Source organism: Pseudomonas sp. B1-22 (assembly GCF_050474425.1).
In the GTDB taxonomy this organism is placed as follows: domain Bacteria; phylum Pseudomonadota; class Gammaproteobacteria; order Pseudomonadales; family Pseudomonadaceae; genus Pseudomonas.
Window position 1 is genome coordinate 62,303 of the sequence record NZ_JBCHVH010000004.1, and the last position, 22,804, is coordinate 85,106.

The following is a 22,804-nucleotide window of genomic DNA, read 5'->3' on the forward strand; positions in this document are numbered from 1 at the left end:
TTATTGAGTATCGAGTCGAGCCCAAGATATCAGCCTGCTCCTCGTGCGGCGGTAGAGGATTAGACAGTGAGCCGAATAGCCTGCATTATCGGCTCACTAAATGAGCCGAATAAACTCGCTAATCGGCTCACAGACGAGCAGCCTCCATGAATGACCCGCTCTGGATCTGGCAGCAGCCCAACTGGCCGCACTTCAGCTGGCAAGCCGATGCGCTTGCCCCGCTGCTGCGCGCGTGTAGCCAGGCTCAGGGGCGCTTGCTCGGGATGTTGGGCGCTGTAGGTAGTGACACCGAAGTACAGAGCAGCCTGGATGCCATGCTGCAGAACATCGTCACCTCATCCGCCATCGAGGGTGAGCAGCTGAATGTCGGCTCGGTGCGGTCATCGCTGGCGCGGCGCCTGGGGCTGAACGAAGAAGGCCGCACCACCTCACGCTCCGAAGGCCTGGCGGAACTGCTGCTGGATGCCACCCGCGCCTATCAGCAGCCGCTCGACCTGCAGAGGCTGTTCACCTGGCATGCTTGGCTGTTCCCCAGCGATGACCACCTACTGGCCCGCCCGCTACGCATTGGCATGCCGCGCGGCGAAGAGCCCATGCAGGTCGTTTCCGGTCGACTCGAACGCCCTACCGTGCATTTCGAGGCGCCACCCCGCTCCGGGCTGGAAGCTCAACTGGACGACTTCCTCGCCTGGTTCGAGAACAGCCGCAACGATGCAAGCCTCGACCCGTTTCTACGTGCCGGCATGGCGCACTTCTGGTTCGTTACCCTGCACCCCTTCGATGACGGCAACGGTCGCCTTACGCGCGCCATTACCGACCTCGCACTGGCTCAGGGTGAGCAGCAGGCCATCCGTTTCTATGCCATGTCAGCGAGCATCCTCGACGACCGCGCCGGCTATTACCGCATCCTGGAAGCCAGCCAGCAGGGCACGCTGGATATCACCGCCTGGCTGCAATGGTTCCTCGCAACGCTACTCAAGAGCCTGGAGCAGGCCCTTACTCGTATCGACCGCGTACTGGTCAAGGCGCGTTTCTGGCAGGCTCACCGCAGCCAAGCCTTATCTGCCGAGCAGATCAAAGTGCTTAACCGCCTGCTCGATGGCGGTGAGCGAGGTTTCGAGAACGGCATCAGCGCCGCGCAATACCAGGTCGTGGCCAAGGTCTCGAAGGCCACCGCCACACGTCATCTGAGCGATCTTGTTGAGAAGGGCTGTCTTGCCCGACTACCGGGCGGCGGACGCAGCACGCGTTACCAGATTGTCGGGCAGGCAATCTGATCGCTAGACGTGCAATCCAATACATTGCTCGGATGGAAAATAAATCTGTCCCCTTTTCCCCTCAGCCTCGTGACAGATCTCAGTGTCCACTGATGCGTCCATGCGGCATCCAAAACCACCGCTACCCGCCATTTGAGCGGCCTGGTAGAGAAAGGCTGCATCGTGAGACTACCTAGCGGCCGGCGCAGTACCCGTTATCAAGTTATTAGCCCAGACAGCACCGCGATCTGAGCACCATGGCCGGCACCAGCGTATGTCCAATCCCTGCAATACCATCGTGCCATTACGCCAAGCTCCGGTAATATCCGGGTAACTCAGGATTACCTGAAGGCAGGAAATGGACTTCACACCCATCATCACGCAGGTCTGGGGCACGCTGGGCTGGTTTATCCCGCTGATGCTGTTTATCGGCCTACTCAGGTCGCCTTGGGGCAAGGGCCATATTGGTGAACTCCTGGTGCGTCTATTCGCCCACTGGAAACTGGACAAGCAGGCATACCGCCGCCTGCACAACGTCACGTTGAACACGCCAGACGGCACCACGCAGATCGACCACGTGTTCTTCTCGCCTTACGGCATCTTCGTACTAGAAACGAAGAACATGAGCGGCTGGATATTCGGCAGCGAAAAGCAACCACAGTGGACACAGAAGCTCTACAAACGCACCTTCAAATTTCAGAACCCACTACGGCAGAACTACAAGCACCTCAAGGCGCTGGAAGCCACCCTTGGCGTTAACCCCGAGCATTTGTACTCGGTCATCACCTTCGTCGGCGGCAGTACCTTCAAATCCAAAATGCCGGCCAACATTACCCAGGGCATGGGCTTTATCCGCTACATCAAGTCCTTCCAGCAGGCGGTATTCAGCGAGGCCGAAGTCGACGCCATGCTGCAAGCCCTGCAAACCGGCCGCCGTGTCCCCACTCTCGCTACCCATCGCGAGCATGTGCAAAACCTCAAGCGCCGTAGTGATCCGACATCCGAACGGCAATGCCCGAAATGCGGCAGCGCGCTCCTGATTCGCACCGTGAAGTCAGGCCCGAAAGCAGGACAGCAGTTTTGGGGCTGCTCAGCGTTTCCCAAGTGCCGAATCAAGCAGAGCCTTTGAGGCGCTGGAGAGAGCTGGAAACCGTGGTCTCTCCCCTATTGCGCGCAGCTTACAATTTGTGAAAGGAGTCAATATGAGCCAAGACGAAGATGAAAAATATCCAGCCAGTGCCGTATCCACCTGGAGCGGTTATGTTTACCAAGGAAAGATAGCCCTTTACCACTCGCTCAAACTAATTCTAGCGGGTGACGTAGATTTTGAGCTGCAATTGGACAGCAGTGACGACTTCGCCATTTACAAAAATGGCCTTGTATCCAGCGCACACCAAGTCAAAGCTAAAATCGGCAAATATCGCAGTGCCTATAGCGAAGCCTTAGAGAAATCCGCGGCAATCGAATTTGATCGAAAGAAGGGAATATCACGTTATATCCATGTATCTGTTCAACTAGACAACACAGATAATCACACTGGAGCCAACGGAGAAACGGTTAAATTCTACCAATACGAAAATAAGCCACATTGCGGACTAGGAGAAATTGAGGGATTAACCAAAGAAGTCATAAAGAAAATATGCGATAGCAAATCCATAACGCTAAGCGATAATCTTCTAAACTACAACTATTGCTTGCTATCAGAGAAAATTAGCTCCAAAGCGGTTGAGATTCATCGAATCGTGCAGGAGGATCGCATAAAAGCAAATCAAGCCGCCTATGACAATCGGATAACCGCCAAAAGCATTTTAGACGACATCATCACTCAAAACCCATATAACGACACAGAATATTATGCAGTGGATTTGAAGGCCAGACTTCAAACCCACTTAGAGGACAGGCTTGATCAAGCCCTTCCAAGCATGAGTGACGCTACTTACCAAAGAGCACGTCGGCTGTGCGAGCACATTCGGACCACTGAGACCAATGAGCTGAAAACCTTGTGCCAACTGATGAAACCATCCGAGCGGTTCAAGGATATTCAAAAGACAGACATCAGACGCTACTCCAATCTGATTCAATCCATCACGATAGAACCTATATTCCATCAGCTGCCCCACTATCTTGATAGTCAGAAGCGATTCTATATCCCTACAGCACTTGACGTGGATGACAACGATGAGTGCACTTCAGACATCCTAGGCGAAATGGAAAGCAATGGTGACCTGCTAAGGCTGCTCTTTGAGTACAACCACCTCATCGCAAGCAAATCTACAGAATCTTTCACCTTCAACACGAAATTTACCAATTCCGACGAACTTGACCAACAAGAAGTCCAAGATCGAATTGACAGCAACATTACCAAATCACTTTGTATAAGTATCGTAACGAAGGACGACGCAGAGGCTCGACTGAATGATAAATAAACTCATTGATGAGGCGCTCATCGCTCACGGATTTTCGAAAGAGCATGAAATCGACGTCACGGGCTTCTACATTCGCGAATCAGCCTCAGCAATTAGATTCGCTATTTTGCACAAGCTGGACGACCTTCCAACCCCTGCCGAGCTCAACGCAATTATTAATCAGTCGGCGCCGGAAGCTTTCACCAGCAACCCAACATTTAAGAAGAATTGCGACCTCATCTGCATCCATCACTTGAACAAACTGGCCGACTTCAAGGATCACGAAGAGCAGATATTCGCCATTGAAGAAGACCCACACTTCTTCAAAAAATATGTACTTTATTACAGCGACGCTGAAGAAAGCGCCCTCAAAGAATTTTCCTTTGAAAAACTAAAGACCACCATCGCGGACAAAAAACAGTTTCTTGACTACAAAAACGACCCATTAAAAGCCACTCAATACAGCGTTGCGGCAAAAATATTTATCAAGCTTCCATTCCTTGAACTGCCATTCAACAAGGGCAACTTGGTGTCTTTGCGCCTGCAGGCAGCCGAAGCGGTAGCAGAAGCAGGCCTGGACGCTACATATGAACTCGTTAAGAAGCTCACCAGTAAAAATGCCGACGACATGATCAAGGAAATGATTAGCGATGAACTGGCAAATATCCAAAATTGAGGTTTCTAGCTTCAAAGCATTCAAGCACATCCATCTGGACTTAGGCAGCTCATCCCTATTGACCTTAGACGGCCCAAATGGGTATGGCAAAACAAGCATATTTGACGCTATCGAGTTACTGCTCACAGGTCAGATCAAGAGAATTCAGAACCTCTTCTCGACACTGATGACAAAAAACAAAACAAACTATGACGACAACCTCTTCTGGAACACACGTTCCGGAGAGAAAGACTTGTGCATTAAAATTAAGTTTGTTGACGGAGAGCGCGAACTCACTCTAGCAAGGCACGCCCCAGCCAAAGAGTTCAGCACAAAAGCAAACAACCGCGCAGATAAGTTTAATCACTTCAAACTGTACGAGCTTCCCGACTTCAACTCAACAGATTACTCCGCCAATAACGAGCGCAACAACCAGTACCTTGAAGAAGTTTTCGGCAAGAATTTTAGAGAAAATTTTTCTTTCCTTAACTACCTCGAACAAGGGCAAAACCAACTGTTACATACCAGGGTGGATGAACGAAAAGACGCCCTAGGAAATCTATTTAATATTAGCGACATAGCCGCTGAAATTGAAAGCTGCAAATTGGCCTTATCCAAGCTTACTAAATTTATAGGTGATGACGGGCGCAAAGCCAACGAAGAAGCCCTAAAAAAAGATTGCGCTTCTCTTCGTGAAATGGTTCAAGCCGACCTTGGCAGCACAGAATACAAAAAGCTGTCCACTGCTGATTTGCAGCCAGGATGGGACAAGGAGATACCCTTCCCAACCTATTCAGCTGAAGTACACGCTCAGTACCTTGAGTCCACCCGAAAAATTAGTGAACTGCTGCCATTGAAGGCAGCAATCCACACCAGGGCCCACAACGAAGCTATCGAAACCGACATCGAACAGAAGAAGGACTCCCTCAAAATCCTTGCTCAGTTCGGTACTGACCTTGATAAGCTAGATGGCTTGGATGGCATAAAAAAAGAACTGGACCTATCAGACAAAGCGGCCGCCATAATCAAACGCGGCGCTACCATCATAACAATCGAGGAAGCTCAATCCCTACCGGGATGGGCTGCTGGACGCTTAGAGTGGTTTGAGGAACAAATTACAGCGCGTAATGCTCTTCAAACAAAGTACACCTCGAACGATAGCGTTGCTGCTGAATTGACTCGTTTGAAAAAACAACTTCTAGAAGAGCATGCCAAGCTCTACCCTGACGACCAGCGCTGCCCTCTCTGTGGCGAAGACTGGGAAGCCCATAACTTGATGTTAGAGGCCGTTGACGAAAGAGCAGATCAAATTAGCAAAGAATTAAGTGCGGATGGCCAAACCCTGATCACCCTGATCACGTCGATGACTGACGAAATGGCCGTTATCAACGCCCATGTCCAGGCCCGAGCAGCAAGCCTTGCTCCCACCTATAACAGCGCTCTTCATAAAGCGCTTACTAAAGTCAAAGTTCGCTTACCGGCCATTATCCAACTAGCAGAAAAACTAAAATCTGAAGGCATCCAGGCTCATCACACGTTCAGTGAAAACGATGAGACAATTTCTGAGCGACTCGAAGGACTTAGCACCTCAATGCGGGCTAAGAAACTGCTCGAAACAGAAGCGCTACCTGACGATTGGAGAGACGTAATCAATACAGCTTTCAAAGAGCTGCAAGATTTTTACATTATCGACGCTCAAGACTTTAAAAACAAGGATCATTATATTTCCATAAAGGCTAACGAAGCTCAGAGCACCAGACTGAATAAGTGCCTTGAGGATCTTCGGAAAATTGAGCGCGAAAACGATGCTGCTTCGAAAGCCAAGGATAAGGTTAATAGGCTACGCACCACTTTAGAGAAAGCAGAGCAATCCTACACAGACCAAACAATCTCTGAGATTGAGCTCATATTCCACATTTACAGTGGACGGCTCATTCAAAACTACCAGCGCGGACTCGGTTTATTCATCGAGAGCCGTGAAGGTAAGCAACTGAGATTCTTGACTGCCGAAAAATCTGACCATGATGCTGTCATGTCCATGAGCTCTGGCCAGGTTTCTGCGCTTAGCCTCGCCTTCTTCCTGTCCCTCAATAAGGTCTACGCACGCGTCCCGCTCATCCTCATTGATGACCCTTCCCAGTCCCTAGACGAAGTGAACGTGGCGTCCCTCACCGACCTGCTCCGCTGTGAGCTGAAGCACTGCCAGCTCATAGTGTCCTCCCACGAGGACGACATCTCCGCGTACATGCGATATCGCTTCACCCGAGCAGGACTGAGTACGAGCTCACTTAACATGCAACGCTTGGCCAAAGAGGCATCCTAACGGTGACGGTGGCCACCTGTTAGCGCAGGTGGCCACCGGACTTTCCAATCGAGCAGCACCGAAGTCCCTTTCGGGCAACAAAGGTAAGCCCGCTTCAGATATTGATGCGGCGGATGTGCGCTGACTAGCAAAGCAAAGACCTCCGCTCCCGGCGTAGGCAAGGGGGCCTTGAGGTACAGAAAAAGTACTCTATCAGTACAGTGCCTAGGTTCTACAGTTTTCGCCAAATTACGCTTAACCCGCTCTGCGACGCCACGTTTAGCTAACTGTACCTGCACTAAGCTTTGTACGATTTCGCTGGGCTTGCAGCGTTTCTAGGCAACTCATAATCCTTTGGTCCACGGTTCAAGTCCGTGTGGGCCCACCACCCTTTCAGCAAAAAGCCGCGCGGATGCGCGGCTTTTTCGTTTCTGGCATTCGCCGATCAGGCTTGCGCCAGTTCACGCAGGGCGGCGGTCGCGAGGAAGCCCGAACGGGAGCTGTAACGGTGATCCTTGCTGACGCGGTCGTCGATGCGTTGCAGCAGGTGTTCGGGGAGCGTGGCGTTGAAGCGCACGGCCTTGCCCAGGTAGGGCGTGATATCGAATTCGATGACGGCCCAAACGCCACCCGCGTAATCCGGATTGGCGAGGTGAAGGTCAATGGACTGCGGTTGCGGTAGCTCTTCACCGTCGGCGAGCAGGCCCTCGAAGTGCAGCGCCAGGGCATCCTTGGTGTTATCCAGCGCCTCATCGACGGTGCTGCCGGCGGAGAAGCATCCGGGGACGTCGGGAAGGGTGACGCCGTAGTCGCTGCCCGGGTCCTTATGGAGTACGACGGGAAATTTCATGGTCTGTACCTGCTATCAGGAAAAACGGTTCAATCATCAGGGCTTGATCGACGGGGTTTGAGACCGGCCTGCTTGAGGATGTTGTTCACCGTGCCTTTGGGCAGGTCGGACTTCGGGTGCGGGACCGTGACCTTGCCGGGTTTGGTGGGATGCTTGAACTGGTGGTGACTGCCGTTGCAACCAATCTCCAACCAGCCGTCCTCGATCAGCCGCTCGATGATTTCCCTGCTGCGCATCATCGCACTCCTTGCGACTCAGCAGTGTGTACCATACACACCAAATTCTGAGTTCGTCAACGCAGGGACGATGAAAGCGGATTAGCGCTCTGGTGCCAGCCCATGGACACGGGAAAGCGCACGGAGACAGACATTTAGGGAATCGCCCTACACCCCAACAGCGTTGCTGTCCTACAAGGGCTCTGCGTAGCGTTTCGGCTGTCGCGGCACCTGCTGCGGTCAGGAGTGGAATCCTGAAAACGAGTACGACACGTAAGCCATATGCAGAGAGCGATTGCCAAGTAGCACTCACTGTCTGGCGGTCTATGGCGGACCGTGTGAGGTGGGCTTCTGCCCTACCGGTTCGTACTCGTATCCGGCATTCCACCCTTGCACGGTCCGCCTCCCTCTTCGGTTGTTCGGGCGGCGGCTTCCTGGATGTACATGGAGAGACAGCATGAAGACTTCCGATTCGATCCCGGCCGATGAAGGCCTGATTCCTACCGTTTTCTACCGTTACAACCGCCGGCTGCGCGGGGTACTGATCGAGCGGCAGGCGTGGTTCGTCCTGCGTGATCTGGCGAAGTTGACCAATAGCCACCTGGGCGAGCGCATCACGCAGAAGCTGGACGCGGATCAGGTGCGCCTTGAGCAGCTTTCCGGCTCGGCGGAGAAGGAATACCTGGTCAGCGAGAGTGGCCTGTACGCCTTGCTGATGGTGCATTTCTACCACCCGGAAAATCGCAGCCTGCGGCAGTGGCTGAGCAATGAGGTGGTGCCGGCGCTGCGGGATGCGCAGCAGCACAACCCGCATCTGCCACAGCGGCGCATGGAGCGGGTGGAGGGGCAACTGATTAGCGTGATGGATTGGCAGGGCAAGCTCTGGGTGCGCTGGAGCGATGCGGTGCGGTTGATGGAGGAAGATTTGCGCTCGTTGCGTTGATCTTTTTGGGGTTGGGAATCGCGGACAAGGTCCGCTTCTCACACCTTCAAAAGCTCCTCTCCCTAACCCTCTCCCGCAAGCGGGAGAGGGGACTGATTGGCGCATACGGGGGGCCACGGTGCCAGCCGGCGCTACCTGTCCTCACCTCCACAATGCGAGAAGCATCACACCAACCTTCGAGGGTGCGCGCCTGGGCATGACCGGGATCAATGCTCAATACCCAAACAGGGATACATTGATGTCCTTTTGCCACTAGTGAGCTTTACCATGACTCTCCACCGGTTCCCGGTGCAGCTGCTGGTCACCTCCCAGGACCCGGCGCAGGCCCGCCAGGTGCGTGCCCTGCTGGCTGCCTACAGTCTCCCCTGCGCGGTGCTCGAAGGCCCGCAGGATTGCGCGCAGGCGCCGCTGTGCCGCTGGTTCAAGGACGCGCCCCTGAGCGACGCCGCGCAGGTGCATGGGCTGCTGGCCGACGCCATTGGCGTACTGGAGCGCAGCCGCCATGCCTTCCGCTCCCGCGAGTTGGGGGAGTTGCGGCAGCGGCTCAGCGCCGCTCTGGAGGAGTTGTCGGCGCCGAGCGCTCTGGTGTAAAACTCTCCGACCCGCGTTCCGCTGCTGCGGAAGCTGGCTTTGCCGGGCAGGACTTGTGGGCCTGCAAGACAAAGCGCCGTGTTTGTCGCCGTTCATTCGGCTGACGAGCCGGCGCTTTTTTCATGCCCGAACAAAAACCAGCCACCCGCAAGGAGCCAAGCATGGGCCTGGGACCGAAGCTCGAAAGCGTGCTCGAGCGCATCGGCCTGTCGATGACGGAAATCGAACAGCGCCTGGAGTACCTGAACTGGGGCGAGGACGATGCCCGCCGTTTGAACGGACGCGCCAGCGACCTCGATCTGTGCCATCGGCAGTTCATTGAGCGACTCTACGACCACCTGCGCGACTACCCCCATCTGGGGGCGATCCTCGCCGACCCCGCCACGCTGGAGCGCCTCAAGCGCAGCCAGTTCGAGTACTACCGCCAGCTCTGGGACGCCCCGCAGAGCGCCGACTATGTGCGCGACCGCCTGCGCATCGGGCTGGTGCACCAGCAGGTGGGCGTGGAGCTGAAGTGGTATCTGGGCGCCTACCGCCTGTACCTGGAGCACATGCTCGACGAGTTGCTGGGCGACGCGCCGGAAGCGCCGGCCTTCAGCAGCCTGCTCAAGCGGGTGTTCTTCGACATGTCGCTGGCCATCGATACCTACGGCGCGGCGCAGCGCCAGGCGCTGGAAGACAGCGAGGCACGCTTCGCCCGTGCCCTGCGCGGGGCCAATGACGGTATCTGGGACTGGGACCTGGGCAACGACCGCCTCTATGTCTCCGAACGCTGGTCGCGCATGCTCGGCCTCTCTCCCGACAACCTGGGCGAGAGCAGCACCAGCTGGTTCGCCCGCGTGCACCCGGACGACCTGCCCGGCCTGCGCCAGGCCATCGACGCGCACCTGCGCGGCAGCAGCCCGCTGCTCAACCACGAGTACCGCATCCGCCAGCGCGACGGTGGCTACCTCTGGGTGCAGGCACGCGGGGTGATCACCGACGGGCGCATGGCCGGTTCGCAGACCGATATCAGCCAGCGCAAGGCCAGCGAGCACCAGCTCAGCCACGCGGCGCGGCACGATCCGCTGACCGGCCTGGCCAACCGCCTGCGCCTGGACGAGCTGCTGCAGCAGGCGCTGATGCGCCAGCGCCGCCCCGGTGCGCGCGAGTCCGGCCTGCTGTTCATCGATCTGGACCGTTTCAAGCTGATCAACGACAGCCTCGGCCACGCGGTCGGCGACCGGGTGCTGGTGGAGGTTGCCCAGCGCCTGCTGCGCTGCCTGCGCCCCGGCGATCATCTGGCGCGTTTCGGCGGCGACGAGTTCGTGGTGCTGCTCGATGACCTGGCCAGCCTCACCGACGCCGAACAGGTCGCCCAGCGCATGCTCGATTACCTGCACCTGCCGCTGCATGTGGACGGCCGGACGCTGGTGGTCAGCGCCAGCATCGGCATCACCGGCCTGATCACCGACGGCCAGGCCATCGACACACTGCAGGCCGCGGACCTGGCACTTTACCGCGCCAAGGAAGCCGGCAAGGCACAGTACGCGCGCTTCAGCCTGGAGCTGCAGGCGGAGGCGCAACGCCGTCTCGATCTGGAGAGCGCGCTGGCCCAGGCACTGCGCAACGAGGAGTTCAGTCTCAACTATCAGCCCATCGTCTGCCTGGACGGGGACGAGGCGCGCTGGGTAGCGGTGGAAGTGTTGCTGCGCTGGAGTCGCCATGGCGAGCCGGTGTCGCCGTTGCAGTTCATTCCGGCGCTGGAGGAATCCGGGGAGATCGTCCGGGTCGGTGACTGGGTGCTGCGTCAGGCCTGCCGGCAGACGGCGCTCTGGCAACGCGCGGGGCGCAAGGATCTGTATTGCTCGGTGAACCTGTCGAGCCGCCAGTTGCAGCAGCCGGGATTCGCCGCGCGCGTCCGGCAGATCCTCGCGGAAAGCGGGCTGTCGCCGTGCAGCCTGGTGCTGGAGATCACCGAAAGCCTGCTGATGCAGGACGGCGCGGAAACCCTCGCCTGCCTGCGCGAGCTGGCCGCACAGGGCGTGCGCCTGGCGCTGGATGACTTCGGCACCGGCTATTCGTCGCTGGGATACCTCAAGCGCTATCCGCTGCACATCCTGAAGGTCGACCGCAGCTTCATCACCCGCGTGCCGGAGGACCCGGAACTGAGCGCCATCTGCCGGGCGATCATCGGCCTCGGCCACAGCCTGGGGCTGGAAGTGGTGGCCGAAGGTGTGGAGCGCCAGGAGCACCTGGACTTCCTTCGCCAGGAAAATTGCCGTTACGCCCAGGGCTTCCTGTTCAGCCGGCCACAGGCACCGGAAGTGCTGTTCGACAGCGCCCAGGAGCCGCCGCAATGAAGCTGAACCTGCCGGTCACCGGGCGCCAGGTCGAGGTCCCGGAAAGCGCCAATATCCTCTCCACCACTGACCTCAAAGGCGCGGTCAGTCATGTCAACCCGGACTTCCTCGCCATCAGCGGCTTCACCGCCGAGGAGCTGCTGGGGTTCAACCACAACCGCGTGCGCCACCCGGACATGCCGCCCGCCGCGTTCGCCCACCTGTGGCGGACGCTGCAAGCCGGGCGCAGCTGGATGGGGCTGGTGAAGAACCGCTGCAAGAATGGCGATCACTACTGGGTCAGCGCCTTCGTCACGCCGATCCGCCGCAATGGCCGGGTGGTGGAGTACCAGTCGGTACGCACGCAGCCTAGCAGCGCGCAGGTCGAGGCGGCCGAGCGCTTGTATGCGCGGCTGCGGGAGGGCGCGGGATTGTCCCGGCCGCGCTTGCCGTTGATGGCGCAGCTGCTGATCGGAATGGGCGTTGCCCAGGCTGCGGGCGCCCTGCTCACGCTCTTCGCGCCGTCTTGGGCGCTGCCGGGAACGCTGCTGTCGCTGGGGCTTGCCGGCGGTTGGGTGTGGCTGCGTCTTCGTCCACTCGCTGCGCTGACCCAACGCGCCCGCGCCATTGCCGACAACCCGCTGAGCCAGCGGCTGTATTCAGGGCGCGACGATGAGTTCGGCGAGCTGGATTTCGCCCTGCGCATGCTGGAGGCGGAGACCGCCGCGGTGGTCGGGCGCATGGCCGATGCCTCGCAGCAGCTTGCCGAGCACGCCACGGCGCTGGCCGAGGCCATGGCCGGCGGCAGCGCGGCCACGCAGTTGCAGCAGCGCGAGACCGAACAGGTGGCCAACGCCATGCACGAACTCGCGCAGAGCGTGCAGGAAGTGGCGCGCCACGCGCAGCACAGCGCCGTGGCCGCACAGTGCAGCGACCGCATCACCCAGTCCGGACATGACGATGTGCGCAGCACCCGCGGCCAGCTCGCGGAACTGGAAGCCGGCGTGCGCCAGGCCTGCGCCGCCGTGGAGGCGCAGCAGACCCACAGCGAGGCGATCTCGCGGATGCTGGAGGTGATCCGCGACGTGGCCGGACAGACCAACCTGCTGGCGCTCAACGCTGCCATCGAGGCGGCGCGGGCCGGCGACAGCGGACGCGGCTTCGCGGTGGTCGCCGACGAGGTGCGCGCCCTCGCCTCGCGCACCGAGGAGTCCGCGCGGGACATCCAGGGGCTGATCGGCAACCTGCAGCGCGGCGCCGAGGATTCGGTGCGCGCCCTGTGGCATTGCTGCGAGCAGGCGCTCGCCAGCCTGGAGCAGGCCGGCCACGCCACCGGCACGCTGGAGCGGATCAGCGAACAGGTGTCGTCGATCCAGCGCATGAGCCTGGAGATCGCCACCGCCATCGAGCAACAGGGCGCGGCCAGCGAGGAAGTGCAACGCAGTTTGCAGGCGATTCGTGGATCGGCCGACAGCAATGCCGCCAACGCCAGCACCTGCCAGCGCAGTGCGACGCGCATGGCGGAACTGGCGGCGGAGCTGCGATTGCTGGCGGAGCATTTCTGGGAGGGAAGCCGGGCGGGTTAGCGCTTGGCGATGATGTACACGGCGTGGACGATGCCGGGGATGTAGCCGAGCAGCGTCAGCAGGATATTGAGCCAGAACGCGCCGCCGAAACCGACCTGGAGGAACACACCCAGCGGCGGCAGAAGGATGGCGATGAGGATGCGGATGAGGTCCATGCGATGGCTCCTTGTGAGATTGCCTCGTGCATGGAATGGACCGCTGGCGAGCTGAGCGGGTTCAGAGAATCTATCGCTGGCACCTGGCGCAGCGGAACTCATCGATAACCGCGTGCGAGCGGGTGGCAGTGGTTTGCGCGGATGGACAATCGCGGACGGAGTCCGCTCCTACGTACCCGGAGGCATCGGCGCTTGTCCCGTGCGTAGGAGCGGACTCTGTCCGCGATCATTTCACGTCCGCCGTGGACGTGACCTCTGCATCAGAGGAACCAGCGGTACTCGCGTGCGCTGACTTCGTTCATGAAGTCCAGGTGGTCGTGGCGCTTGTTCTCGCAGTAGACGAAGACGAACTCGCTGCCCAGGCCGTCCTTCACCACCGGATGGTCTTCCATGGCAGCGACGGCGCCGAGCATGTCGCGCGGGAAGTCGATGCCGCTGGCGCGGTCTTCGTTGAGCGGGGCAATGGGTTCGCGCTTGGCTTCCAGGCCATGCTCCATGCCGGTGAGGATGGCCGCCAGCACCAGGTACGGGTTGGCGTCGGCGCCAGCCAGGCGGTGCTCGATGCGCAGGTTCTTGCCGTCGGACTCGGGGATGCGGATGCACGCATCGCGGTCCTCGAAGCCCCAGCTGGCCTTGCTCGCGGCGTTCACGCGGGAGCCGTAGCGGCGGTAGGCGTTGTGGTTGGCGGCGAAGATCGGCATGCAGTGCGGCAGCAGTTCCAGGCAGCCAGCCACGGCGTGGCGCAGGGCCTGCTGGTCGTCGCGCTCGAGCAGGTTGTTGCCGTCGCGGTCGTACAGGCTGACGTGCACGTGCATGCCGCTGCCCGGCGCGTGCAGGTAGGGCTTGCTCATGAAGCTGGCGCGGTAGCCGTGCTTGAGCGCCACGCCACGGGTAGCGCGGGCGAACAGTGCGGCCTGGTCGGCGGCGTGCAGGCCGTCATCGCAGTGGGCGAAGTTGATCTCGAACTGGCCGGGGCCGATCTCGGCGGTGATGACGTTGGCATCGACGCCCTGCTCGCGGGAGGCTTCGACGATCTCATGGAGCACGTCGGAGAAGCGCGACAGGCGCTCGATGTGCATGTTCGGCTGGTCGTCCTCGTCGTCGCACAGCGGGTCGCGCGGGTACTGCGGCAGGCCGGCGTCCAGCTTCCTGTCGAACAGGTAGAACTCCAGCTCGAAGGCCACTACCGGGCGGATGCCCTTGGACTCCAGGCGCTGCATGACGCGGGCGAGCACTTCACGCGGTTCGAACTCGATGGGCGCGTGGGTGCCGTCGGAGCTGATCAGCATCTGCCCCAGCGGCTGGTTCTCCCAGCGCACCGGCTTGAGCGAGCCGGGGATCAGGCGGCGCGGCGCATCCGGGTCGCCGTCGTTGAAGCAGTAGTCGCCGATGGGGTGCAGGCCGCCCTGCGCGCCCAGCAGCACGCAGTTCTGCGGCAGTTTCAGGGGGCTGCCGGCGGCGACTTTTTCCAGCATGTCGACGGGGTAGCGCTTGCCGTAGAAGTGGCCGGGAATGTCCAGGCAGATCAGGTCGACGTAACGGATGTCCGGGTACTGCTGACGGAAGGCGCGGACTTCGCTGAGCAGGTCGGGATAGGTCGGGCGGTTCATGGTGCAGGGGCCTTTTCTGGGCGGCGCCGGATCGTTTTCCCAAGCCACCCCTCACGGGCTGGCTTGGGAAATTCACGTGAAGATCCAGAGCACTCGCGTTGGTTTGTCGGTGAGGTTGCCGTAGCGGAACTGGCTGTGCGGCGGCAACTGGAAACTGTCGTTGGCGCGCAGGGTGACGGTGTCGCCCTCGTACCAGATGGTCAGCTCGCCTTCGAGGACGAAGCCGCCCTGCTCCGAGCTGTCGTTCAGGTGCCCCTCGCCGCTGGTGGCGCCAGGGGCGAGGATGCTGTCGAGCATGGAGAAGCCGCCGGACATGTTCGGCGAGGCGAGGATGTCGGTGACGCCGCCGGCGTAGTACAGGGTGCGGCGGTCAGCCGGGCGGGTGACCCACTCCAGCTCGCGACGGGTGTCGCCAGCGTAGAAGTAGGTGGTCGGCACACCCAGCGCTTCGCTGATCGCGGTAAGGTCGGCCACGGTCGGCTGCGACAGGCCACGCTCGACCTGGGAAAGGAAACCCACCGAGCGGCCGATCTGTTCGGCCAGCGCGCCCAGGGTGAGATTCTTGTGCTTGCGCAGGTCGCGGATCAGCGTGGCAAGGTGTTCGTTGGTGACCGTCTGGGTCATGGCGAAATCCGATTCAGAAAAAGTCGCGCAATCGATACCAAGCTTTACCGGCGGCTTCCAGTGGCGCAGCGAAGCGCTGACCGCCGGGGAATCCGGGATTGCGGATGCGTTGATAGAGATCAAGCTCGTCGCTACGCCCCAGCATTGCCTCGCTCACCGCGTGGGCGGCGGCCAGGCTCGGCAGTACGCCGTGGCCGGAATAGCCCTGCAGCCAGTACAGCTCGCCGCGCCGGCCGATGTCCGGGGTGCGGCGCATGGTGCAGTCGATGTGGCCGCCCCAGGCGTACTCCAGCTCCACGCCCTTGAGCTGCGGGAACACCCGCTCGACATAGGGACGCGTCGCCGCGCGGATGTCGCTGGGCATGCCGCCCAGGTAGGTGCAGCCGCCGCCGAACAGCAGGCGGTGGTCGGGGGTCAGGCGGAAGTAGTCGAGGACGAACTGGTTGTCGGTGACGCAGCAGTTCTTCGGCAGCAGCGAGCGCGCCAGTTCTTCACCCAGCGGCACGGTGGCGACCTGGTAGGTGCCCACCGGCAGCATGCGCTCGGAGACGTCGCGGTCGAGCCCGTCGATATAGGCGTTGCAGGCCAGCACCAGGGAGGCGCAGCGCACGCTGCCGTGTTCGGTCGTCACCTCATAGCCGCTGCCGCTCTCGCGGAAGCTCAGGGCGCGGGTCTGCTCGAAGATGCGTCCGCCGGCACGCTCGAAGGCGCCAGCCAGGCCGTAGGCCAGCTTGAGCGGGTTCAGGTGGGCGGAGTTGGGGTCGTAGAGACCGGCCTGGTAGCGGTCGCTGGCGATCCACTCCGGCAGTTCCTCGCGCGGTACGAAGCGCAGGCCTTCGTAGCCCCAGCGGCGGTTGGCCTCGGCCTGCCAGTCGTAGAGCATGCCGACGCGGCGCGGCAGAACGGCAGTCCACAGGTGGCCGATGCGGTAGTCGCAGTCGAAGCCGTGGCGTTGCGGCAGGTCGCGCAGTTCGTGGGCGGCCCAGAGCATGCCCTGCCATAGGCGCAGCGCGCCTTCGTGGCCGAGGTCGGCCTCGATCGGACCCAGGTCGCTGGACCAGCCCGGCAAGGCCTGGCCACCGTTGCGCCCGGATGCGGCCCAGGCGATGCGGCTGGCTTCGATGATGCAGACCTTACGTCCGCCTTCGGCGAGTTGCAGCGCCGTGTGCAGGCCGCTGAAACCGGCGCCGATCACCAGCACTTCGCATTCCAGCGGTTCGCGCAGTGCTTCGCGCGGCTGGATCAGCTCGGGGTTGGCGCCGGCATAGTAAGTGCCGACCGGCTCGGTCGAACGCAGAAACATGGCCACCTCGTGAAATTGTTTTGTTTATTTTTCATGAAAAATAACAGAACAAATTTCATAAGGCTAGCCCACCGCTTCCCGTAACGACGGGAAGCGGTGGCAGGGATCAGGACGCCAGCACCGCCGTGCTGGATTCCTCGTCCCGCTTCTGGCGCACGCTGACGACGATTACCAGCGCTACCAGGATGCCGGCGAGAATCGCCGAGGAGCCGATGGTGCCGAAGTCCAGGCCGCCCTTTTCATGGGACTTGGTGAGGAAGTCGCCGAGGGTCGCGCCGAACGGACGGGTGAGGACGAAGGCGATCCAGAACAGCAGCACCGAGGACAGCTTGGTGAAGTAGTGCAGCAGCACCACGACCGCGATCAGGCTGCCGATCAACAGCGCGCCGCCGGCGAAGCCCAGGCCCGAATCGTCGGCGAGGAAGTCGCCCAGCGCGGTGCCCAGGGTGTTGGAGAAGAGGATCGCGATCCAGTAGAACATCTCGCCCTTGAAGCTGCGGATGTTGTCCACCGACAGCGAGGTGCCGCTGAAGCGCCAGGCCGCGAAGATCGCCACCAGGATGCTCACCAGGATCGCCGAGCCGCTGGCGTAGCCGAGCTCCAGGGTGCGGTCCATGAAGTCCGACATGGTGGTGCCGGCGGTGCTGGTGGAGAGGATCACCAGCCAGTACAGCCAGGGCACGTAGCGCTTGCTGGCGAGCTGGCCGAACAGGGTGACGAGGAACAGGCTGATGAGGATCAGCGAGCTGATCGCGTAGCCGACGTTGAGGGTCATCGACAGCAGGTCGCCGGCGGTTTCCCCCAGGGTGGTGGCGCAGATTTTCATCACCCAGAAGGCCAGGGTGATCTGTGGCAGTTTGTTCACGGGTAGGACTCCGGAAATGAGCGGGATGGACGCGCCCGTTTCCGCTGGCCGCGTCGCCGGCACCCGGAGTTACTCTGGGCTCCCCCCAAGACCCCATGGTGCACGGTGCGCAAGACTGCGGTCGGCGCAGTGAAGAAAGGGTCAAAGCGGAATGAAAAATCCATTCGATAGACGCTTTTCCTACCGACCGGCAAGTGACAGATGGTCGTCCGTTGCTATGGTTTGAAGGGGGCGATTTGCCCGAGGAAGGCTGTGCTGCGCGATGAACCGGCGCATGGGGATAGGGATGAATCAGATGATCAAACCGCAACCGTACTGCAAGAACTGCCGGCTGGCGCCACCGTCGCTGAGCGACGACAAGATCGACGAACTGGAGGCGCTCATCAAGCCTGGGCACCTGTTGCACAAGGGTGACTACGTGTTCCGCCAGGGCGACCCGTTCCACAACGTCTACCTGGTCCGCTCCGGTTCGATCAAGACCTTCACCACCAATGAGCAGGGGCTGGAGAAGATCACCGGGTTCTATTTCGCCACCGAGATCTTCGGTTTTTCCGGCATGGGCGAAGGCAGCTACCCGGTGTCGGCGCAGGCGCTGGAAAGCACACTGTGCAGCGAGATTCCATTCAACCAGCTGGAAGAACTGTCGCAGAAGATTCCCGGCCTTTCGCACCAGATCATGCTGATGATGAGCCGCAAGATCCGCGAGGATCAGCAGATGAAGCTGCTGCTCTCAAGGCTGAATTCGGACTCGCGCATCGCGGCCTTCCTGCTCAACATCTCCGCGCACTTCCGCGACCGCGGCTTCTCGGCCACGCGCTTCCGCCTGAGCATGTCGCGCAACGAAATCGGCGATTACCTGGGGCTGGCGGTGGAGACCGTATCGCGCAGCTTCACCCGCCTGCAGAAGCACGGGCTGGTACGGGTGGACGGGCGGGAGACGGAGATCGTCGACTTCACCGAGTTGTGTGCGCTGGCGGGGGGTGAGGTCGAGCTTTGAGATTCAGCCCTTTCAGGGCTTCGCGGGCATGGCCCGCTCCTACAGGTTCTACGCCCACCCGACATCCGCACGAAACTGCTTTTCGTAGGAGCGGACTTCGTCCGCGATAAATCCCGTGCAGTGCGGATCGCGGACGGAGTCCGCTCCTACGGGATTCAGCCGGTATACACGGCGTTGGCTCTCGTAGGAGCGGGCCATGCCCGCGATGAGCCCCGTGCAGAAGAGATCGGCCCGCGCGAAACCCCGCTCTCGTAGGAGCGGAGCTTCTCCGCGATCACCGCGACAGCGTTGCCAATGGCCGGCCTGACGGCCCGCTCCTACGAGATAGCCCTGTACTCGGGCCTGCCCTCACCCTAGCCCTCTCCCAGGGGGAGAGGGGACCGTTCGGTGCAGGATGAAACTTTGGTGTCAGGCGGCACGATCAGCTCCCTCTCCCTGAGGGAGAGGGCTGGGGTGAGGGGGACGGCCTAGGCACGGATTATCCGGAACAAGACAGTTGCTCCTACAGGGACCGATCAGGTCCCGATCACCCCACCATCATCCTTGGTAATCACCAGCGTCGTGGAGCGCGGGATGCTCTTGCCGTCGCTGGCCGGGAAGCTGATGCCCGGGTGCTGGATGTTCACCCACAGCGTCCTGCCATCCGGGCTCTGGGTGATGCCGGTCAGTTCGCAACCACGGGGGCCGACCAGGAAGCGGCGCACCTCGCGGCTGTGCGGGTCGGCGCAGAGCAGCTGGTTGCAGCCCATCGCGTGCATGGGCTTCTCGGCATCGTCGTAGTCGGTCTCGATCCACAGGCGGCCGGCCGTGTCGAAGTACAGGCCATCCGGCGAGGAGAAGATGTCGCCGTTGATGCTGCCGACCAGGTTCTCCGGCGCCCCGGAGCCCTTTTGCTCGCCGGCCAGCAGGAAGACTTCCCACTGGAAGGTGGTCGCGGTCGGATCGCCGCCCGCCTCGTTCCAGCGCAGGATCTGCCCGTGCAGGTTTTCCTTGCGCGGGTTGGCGGCGTCCACCGGTTGCTTCTTACCGCGCCCGTCGTTGTTGGTGAGGCTGACATAGACCTCGCGGGTGGTCTGCTGCACGGCGACCCACTCGGGGCGATCCATCGGCGTCGCGCCCAGCTTGTCGGCGGCGGCACGGGCGTTGACCAGCACCTCGGCCTGGCTGGGGAAGCCGTTCTCGGCGGTGAGGCCATTCTGGCCATGGACCAGCGGTAGCCACTGGCCGCTGCCGTCGGCGTTGAAGCGGGCGACATAGAGAGTGCCTTGATCCAGCAGGTCACGGTTCGCCGCACGGTTATTCGGGTCGTACTGGCCGACCGGGACGAACTTGTAGATGTACTCACCCTTGGTGTCGTCGCCGTAGTAGAAGGCCATGCGGTTGTCGGCGCCCAGCGACAGGGTCGAGCACTCACGGCAGAAGCGGCCGACGGCGGTGCGCTTCTTCGGCGTGGATTTCGGATCGAACGGGTCGATCTCCACTACCCAGCCGAAGCGGTTCGGCTCGTTGACGTGGCCGCCGTGGGGCTGGTCGGACTTTGGCGTGGCATCGAAGCGCGCGTCCACCGCCTCCCAGGCGTAGTAGTTGCTGAACGCGCCGTTGGACAGTCCGTAGCGCTTGTGCGAAACGCGCTTGGCGTAGTCGTCCTTGTCGCGGTTGACGAAGTACTGGTGCCAGTTCTCCTCGCAGGCAAGGTAGGTACCCCAGGGCGTGACGCCCATGGAGCAGTTGTTCAGCGTGCCGAGCACCTGTTTCGCCGCGGGGTCGCTGGCAGTGCGCAGCAGGTCATGGCCGGCCAGCGGGCCGGACAAATCCAGCGGCGAGCTGCCGGTGATGCGGCGGTTGTAGCTCGAACCTTCGACACGCTGCCACCGGCCGCCGGCATCCTTCTTCACCTCGATCACGCTCAGGCCGTGGGCGGCGATTTCCTTGCGCACTTCGGCTTCCGGACGGCCACGGGTGCCGTCGGGGCGATCCTCGAAAGTCTGGCCTTTGGTGTGCAGCGTCGGGTTGATGTACTCGTGGTTGATCACCAGCAGGCCATGGCTGTCCGGCGCATCCGGGAAGGGGAAGTAGTGCATGCCGTCGTGGTTGTCGCCGGCCTGCAGTTCCTGGGCTTTCCAGTCTTCGCTGGCGTCGCCCTTCCAGGCCGGAGAGCCGGCCACCACCGGGTCGCCCCAGGAGAAGAACGGCCGGGCGGTATAACCCTCGGCGACGATTACGCGGTCGAATTTCGGGTCCTGCTGCACCGGCACGCCCTTGAAGCCGAGCAGTGCGCTGGGCACCGGGGCCTCGGCGGCGAACAGCGAGCGGCCCGGGAACAGTCCGCCGCCGAGGAAGCCGACCGCGCCGAGCACCAGGCTGCTCTTCAGCAGGCGGCGGCGCGAGGCATCGATCAGCTCGCTCATCGGCACATTGCCGGAGGGATTGACCGAGTGGTCGTCGAAGGCGGCCAGTCGATCGTGGAAGTCCTGGAATCGTTCGCTCATGGAGGGGTTCCTTCCGCACGGCCGTCGGCAGACGGCTCGGGTTGCCAATAAAAGATATGCGCGGAAGGTTAGGAACGGGTTGTTACGACGGGATGACAGCGCCGCCGGCCCCGTCGAGGGAGCCGGCGGCGGGAAGAAAAGCCGCCCCACAGGACCAAGACGACGTCCGGAGGCGGGCGCGAGGGCGTTTGCGAAGCTCGCGCGATGCGGGCTTCAGGCATGGGGGAACCTTCGACGGGGCCTATGGAAAGGGGCTTTTCTTACACCTTTGTCTACCCGTCCGATTCGGCTGACAGGCGCTAGAGTAGCGGCCTGGATAGCCAGCTATCCATTTCGATTTTCCAGTTTCGTTGATAAGCAGACCTTATGGATTTCCGCCAGCTCCGCTATTTCATCGCGCTCTACGAGGAAGGCCACGTCGGACGCGCCGCCGAACGCCTGGCGATTTCCCAGCCGGCGCTCTCGCAGCAGATTCGCCAACTGGAGCAGAACCTCGACGTGGCGCTGTTCCAGCGCAGCGGCAAGCGCCTGCTGCCGACCGCGGCCTCGCACACGCTGTACAACCACGCGGTGCCCCTGCTGGACGGCCTGGAGCGCGCCCGAGAAGCCCTGCGCGGCTACCGTGGGCAGAGCGCGCGCAGCCTGAGCATCGGCGTGCTGCAGACGGTCAACGCCAACCTGGTGCCGCACCTGGTGGAGCGCCTGCACACCGCCCAGCCTCACGTGCAGGTGCGCATCTATGAACTCTCGGGGGTGGAGATCGAGCGGCGCCTGCTGGGCGGCCAGCTGGACATCGGCATCGGCTTCCTGCCGCCGCGCCAGCCGGCGCTGCATGGGGTAGAGCTGTACCCGGACGAGTTGCAGCTGGTGATTGCGGCGGACCATCCGCTGAAGGATTTCAGGAAAGTCTCGCTGGCCCAGGCGGCGGAGTTGCCGATGCTGCTGCTCGGCGAGGAATTCCGTGCCCGGCAGATCTGGCAGGAACAGCTGGCGGCCATCGGCCGGCGGCCGCGGGTGCAGGCGGAGCTGAACCACATGAGCGGCATCCTCGACAGCCTGCCGCAGAGCCGCTTCGCCACGGTACTGCCGGGGCGCGCGCGGCAGATGCATGGCAATCCGAACCTGCTGTGGAAGCCCTTAAGCGAACCGCGCATTCCGCTGAGCGTGGGGCTGGTCTACCGCGATGCGCAGCGGCAGCAGCCGACGGTGGAGTTGTTGCGGTCGTTGCTGGATGGGGCGGTGTGACCACGCCGCAGTTGAGGCAGCTTTTGTAGCGAGCTTGCTCGCGAACACCCCTGCCGCAGGGCCGAACGGCTCTCGTAGGAGCGGAGCTTCTCCGCGATCACCGCGACAGCGGTGCAACCTCTGACTGCCGGCCTGCCGGCCGGATTCGCGGATAAGATCCGCTCCTACGAAAGCAGCTTCCGGCAAGCACGGAGTCCCCTGTAGGAGCGCGCCATGCGCGCGATCGCGGGCATGGCCCGCTCCTACAGGTTCGTGCCATAGCCGAATCGCAGGCAAGAAAAAACCCCGCTTCTTGCGAAGCGGGGTTTTGCAGACCGATATCCTGACGTCCGTGCTGGCCACCGTCCATGGTGGATTCCCTTGTTTCCGTATTGTCGTTGGCGCTTCCTGCG

At 61.2% G+C, this 22,804-nt stretch carries 19 protein-coding genes; 11 read left to right on the forward strand and 8 right to left on the reverse strand.

Annotated features, from left to right (window positions below):
- Positions 1 to 146 precede the first annotated feature (146 nt).
- The 5 genes from ACQ5BL_RS15870 (at position 147) to ACQ5BL_RS15890 (ending at position 6,639) form a co-directional block, all read left to right on the forward strand.
- The gene (locus tag ACQ5BL_RS15870) at positions 147 to 1,277 is read left to right on the forward strand and encodes a Fic family protein (RefSeq protein ID WP_243807881.1); all 1,131 of its coding nucleotides are present in this window, start codon (positions 147 to 149) and stop codon (positions 1,275 to 1,277) included.
- Positions 1,278 to 1,614: 337 nt separating this feature from the next.
- Positions 1,615 to 2,385 carry a nuclease-related domain-containing protein gene (locus tag ACQ5BL_RS15875; protein WP_243807882.1) on the forward strand — a complete coding sequence of 257 codons (771 nt, stop codon included), beginning with the start codon at positions 1,615 to 1,617 and terminating at the stop codon, positions 2,383 to 2,385.
- A 73-nt stretch (positions 2,386 to 2,458) separates the two neighbouring features.
- Positions 2,459 to 3,682 (forward strand): ABC-three component system protein, encoded by a 1,224-nt coding sequence (locus ACQ5BL_RS15880; RefSeq protein ID WP_243807883.1) that lies wholly within the window; start codon positions 2,459 to 2,461, stop codon positions 3,680 to 3,682.
- Positions 3,672 to 4,337: an ABC-three component system middle component 1 gene (locus ACQ5BL_RS15885; protein ID WP_243807884.1), complete on the forward strand. Its 666-nt coding sequence runs from the start codon at positions 3,672 to 3,674 to the stop codon at positions 4,335 to 4,337. Before ACQ5BL_RS15880 ends, ACQ5BL_RS15885 begins: the two co-directional genes overlap by 11 nt.
- The gene (locus tag ACQ5BL_RS15890; protein WP_243807885.1) at positions 4,312 to 6,639 is read left to right on the forward strand and encodes an AAA family ATPase; all 2,328 of its coding nucleotides are present in this window, start codon (positions 4,312 to 4,314) and stop codon (positions 6,637 to 6,639) included. Before ACQ5BL_RS15885 ends, ACQ5BL_RS15890 begins: the two co-directional genes overlap by 26 nt.
- A 424-nt stretch (positions 6,640 to 7,063) precedes the next feature.
- On the opposite strand, the gene ACQ5BL_RS15895 is transcribed toward ACQ5BL_RS15890, so the two are convergent.
- Positions 7,064 to 7,468, reverse strand: coding sequence for a type II toxin-antitoxin system HicB family antitoxin (locus tag ACQ5BL_RS15895; protein WP_243807886.1), 405 nt, complete (start codon positions 7,466 to 7,468; stop codon positions 7,064 to 7,066).
- Between the two features lie 29 nt (positions 7,469 to 7,497).
- Positions 7,498 to 7,704: a type II toxin-antitoxin system HicA family toxin gene (locus ACQ5BL_RS15900; protein WP_243807887.1), complete on the reverse strand. Its 207-nt coding sequence runs from the start codon at positions 7,702 to 7,704 to the stop codon at positions 7,498 to 7,500.
- A 436-nt stretch (positions 7,705 to 8,140) separates the two neighbouring features.
- On the opposite strand from ACQ5BL_RS15900, the gene ACQ5BL_RS15905 reads away from it, so the two are divergent.
- From ACQ5BL_RS15905 to ACQ5BL_RS15920, 4 genes are all read left to right on the forward strand, one after another.
- Positions 8,141 to 8,626 (forward strand): BRO-N domain-containing protein, encoded by a 486-nt coding sequence (locus ACQ5BL_RS15905; protein ID WP_243807888.1) that lies wholly within the window; start codon positions 8,141 to 8,143, stop codon positions 8,624 to 8,626.
- Positions 8,627 to 8,893: 267 nt separating this feature from the next.
- Positions 8,894 to 9,217: a hypothetical protein gene (locus ACQ5BL_RS15910; protein WP_243807889.1), complete on the forward strand. Its 324-nt coding sequence runs from the start codon at positions 8,894 to 8,896 to the stop codon at positions 9,215 to 9,217.
- 161 nt (positions 9,218 to 9,378) lie between these two features.
- Positions 9,379 to 11,559 (forward strand): putative bifunctional diguanylate cyclase/phosphodiesterase, encoded by a 2,181-nt coding sequence (locus ACQ5BL_RS15915; protein WP_243807890.1) that lies wholly within the window; start codon positions 9,379 to 9,381, stop codon positions 11,557 to 11,559.
- Complete coding sequence (locus ACQ5BL_RS15920; protein ID WP_243807891.1) at positions 11,556 to 13,124, forward strand: methyl-accepting chemotaxis protein; 1,569 nt, start codon at positions 11,556 to 11,558, stop codon at positions 13,122 to 13,124. The genes ACQ5BL_RS15915 and ACQ5BL_RS15920 overlap by 4 nt, the downstream gene beginning before the upstream one ends.
- On the opposite strand, the gene ACQ5BL_RS15925 is transcribed toward ACQ5BL_RS15920, so the two are convergent.
- The 5 genes from ACQ5BL_RS15925 to ACQ5BL_RS15945 form a co-directional block, all read right to left on the reverse strand.
- The gene (locus tag ACQ5BL_RS15925; RefSeq protein ID WP_003084988.1) at positions 13,121 to 13,279 is read right to left on the reverse strand and encodes a YqaE/Pmp3 family membrane protein; all 159 of its coding nucleotides are present in this window, start codon (positions 13,277 to 13,279) and stop codon (positions 13,121 to 13,123) included. The genes ACQ5BL_RS15920 and ACQ5BL_RS15925 overlap by 4 nt on opposite strands.
- 260 nt (positions 13,280 to 13,539) lie before the next feature.
- The gene (locus ACQ5BL_RS15930; protein WP_243807892.1) at positions 13,540 to 14,889 is read right to left on the reverse strand and encodes a glutamine synthetase family protein; all 1,350 of its coding nucleotides are present in this window, start codon (positions 14,887 to 14,889) and stop codon (positions 13,540 to 13,542) included.
- A gap of 72 nt (positions 14,890 to 14,961) precedes the next feature.
- The gene (locus ACQ5BL_RS15935; protein ID WP_243807893.1) at positions 14,962 to 15,513 is read right to left on the reverse strand and encodes a helix-turn-helix domain-containing protein; all 552 of its coding nucleotides are present in this window, start codon (positions 15,511 to 15,513) and stop codon (positions 14,962 to 14,964) included.
- A 13-nt stretch (positions 15,514 to 15,526) separates the two neighbouring features.
- Positions 15,527 to 16,816, reverse strand: a complete 1,290-nt coding sequence (locus ACQ5BL_RS15940) for an NAD(P)/FAD-dependent oxidoreductase (protein WP_243807895.1) — start codon at positions 16,814 to 16,816, stop codon at positions 15,527 to 15,529.
- Positions 16,817 to 16,922: 106 nt separating this feature from the next.
- Entirely contained in the window at positions 16,923 to 17,681 is a 759-nt protein-coding gene (locus tag ACQ5BL_RS15945; protein WP_243807896.1) for a COG4705 family protein, read from the reverse strand.
- Positions 17,682 to 17,976: 295 nt separating this feature from the next.
- On the opposite strand from ACQ5BL_RS15945, the gene fnr reads away from it, so the two are divergent.
- Positions 17,977 to 18,678, forward strand: a complete 702-nt coding sequence (fnr, locus tag ACQ5BL_RS15950; RefSeq protein ID WP_430293186.1) for a fumarate/nitrate reduction transcriptional regulator Fnr — start codon at positions 17,977 to 17,979, stop codon at positions 18,676 to 18,678.
- Positions 18,679 to 19,193: 515 nt separating this feature from the next.
- Here the strand turns inward: fnr and ACQ5BL_RS15955 are convergent.
- Positions 19,194 to 21,167, reverse strand: a complete 1,974-nt coding sequence (locus ACQ5BL_RS15955) for a PhoX family protein (protein WP_243807898.1) — start codon at positions 21,165 to 21,167, stop codon at positions 19,194 to 19,196.
- 366 nt (positions 21,168 to 21,533) lie between these two features.
- Between ACQ5BL_RS15955 and ACQ5BL_RS15960 the strand changes: the two genes are divergently transcribed.
- On the forward strand, positions 21,534 to 22,412 hold the full coding sequence (locus ACQ5BL_RS15960; RefSeq protein ID WP_430293187.1) for a LysR family transcriptional regulator: 879 nt from the start codon (positions 21,534 to 21,536) through the stop codon (positions 22,410 to 22,412).
- The last annotated feature ends 392 nt before the right edge of the window (positions 22,413 to 22,804 follow it).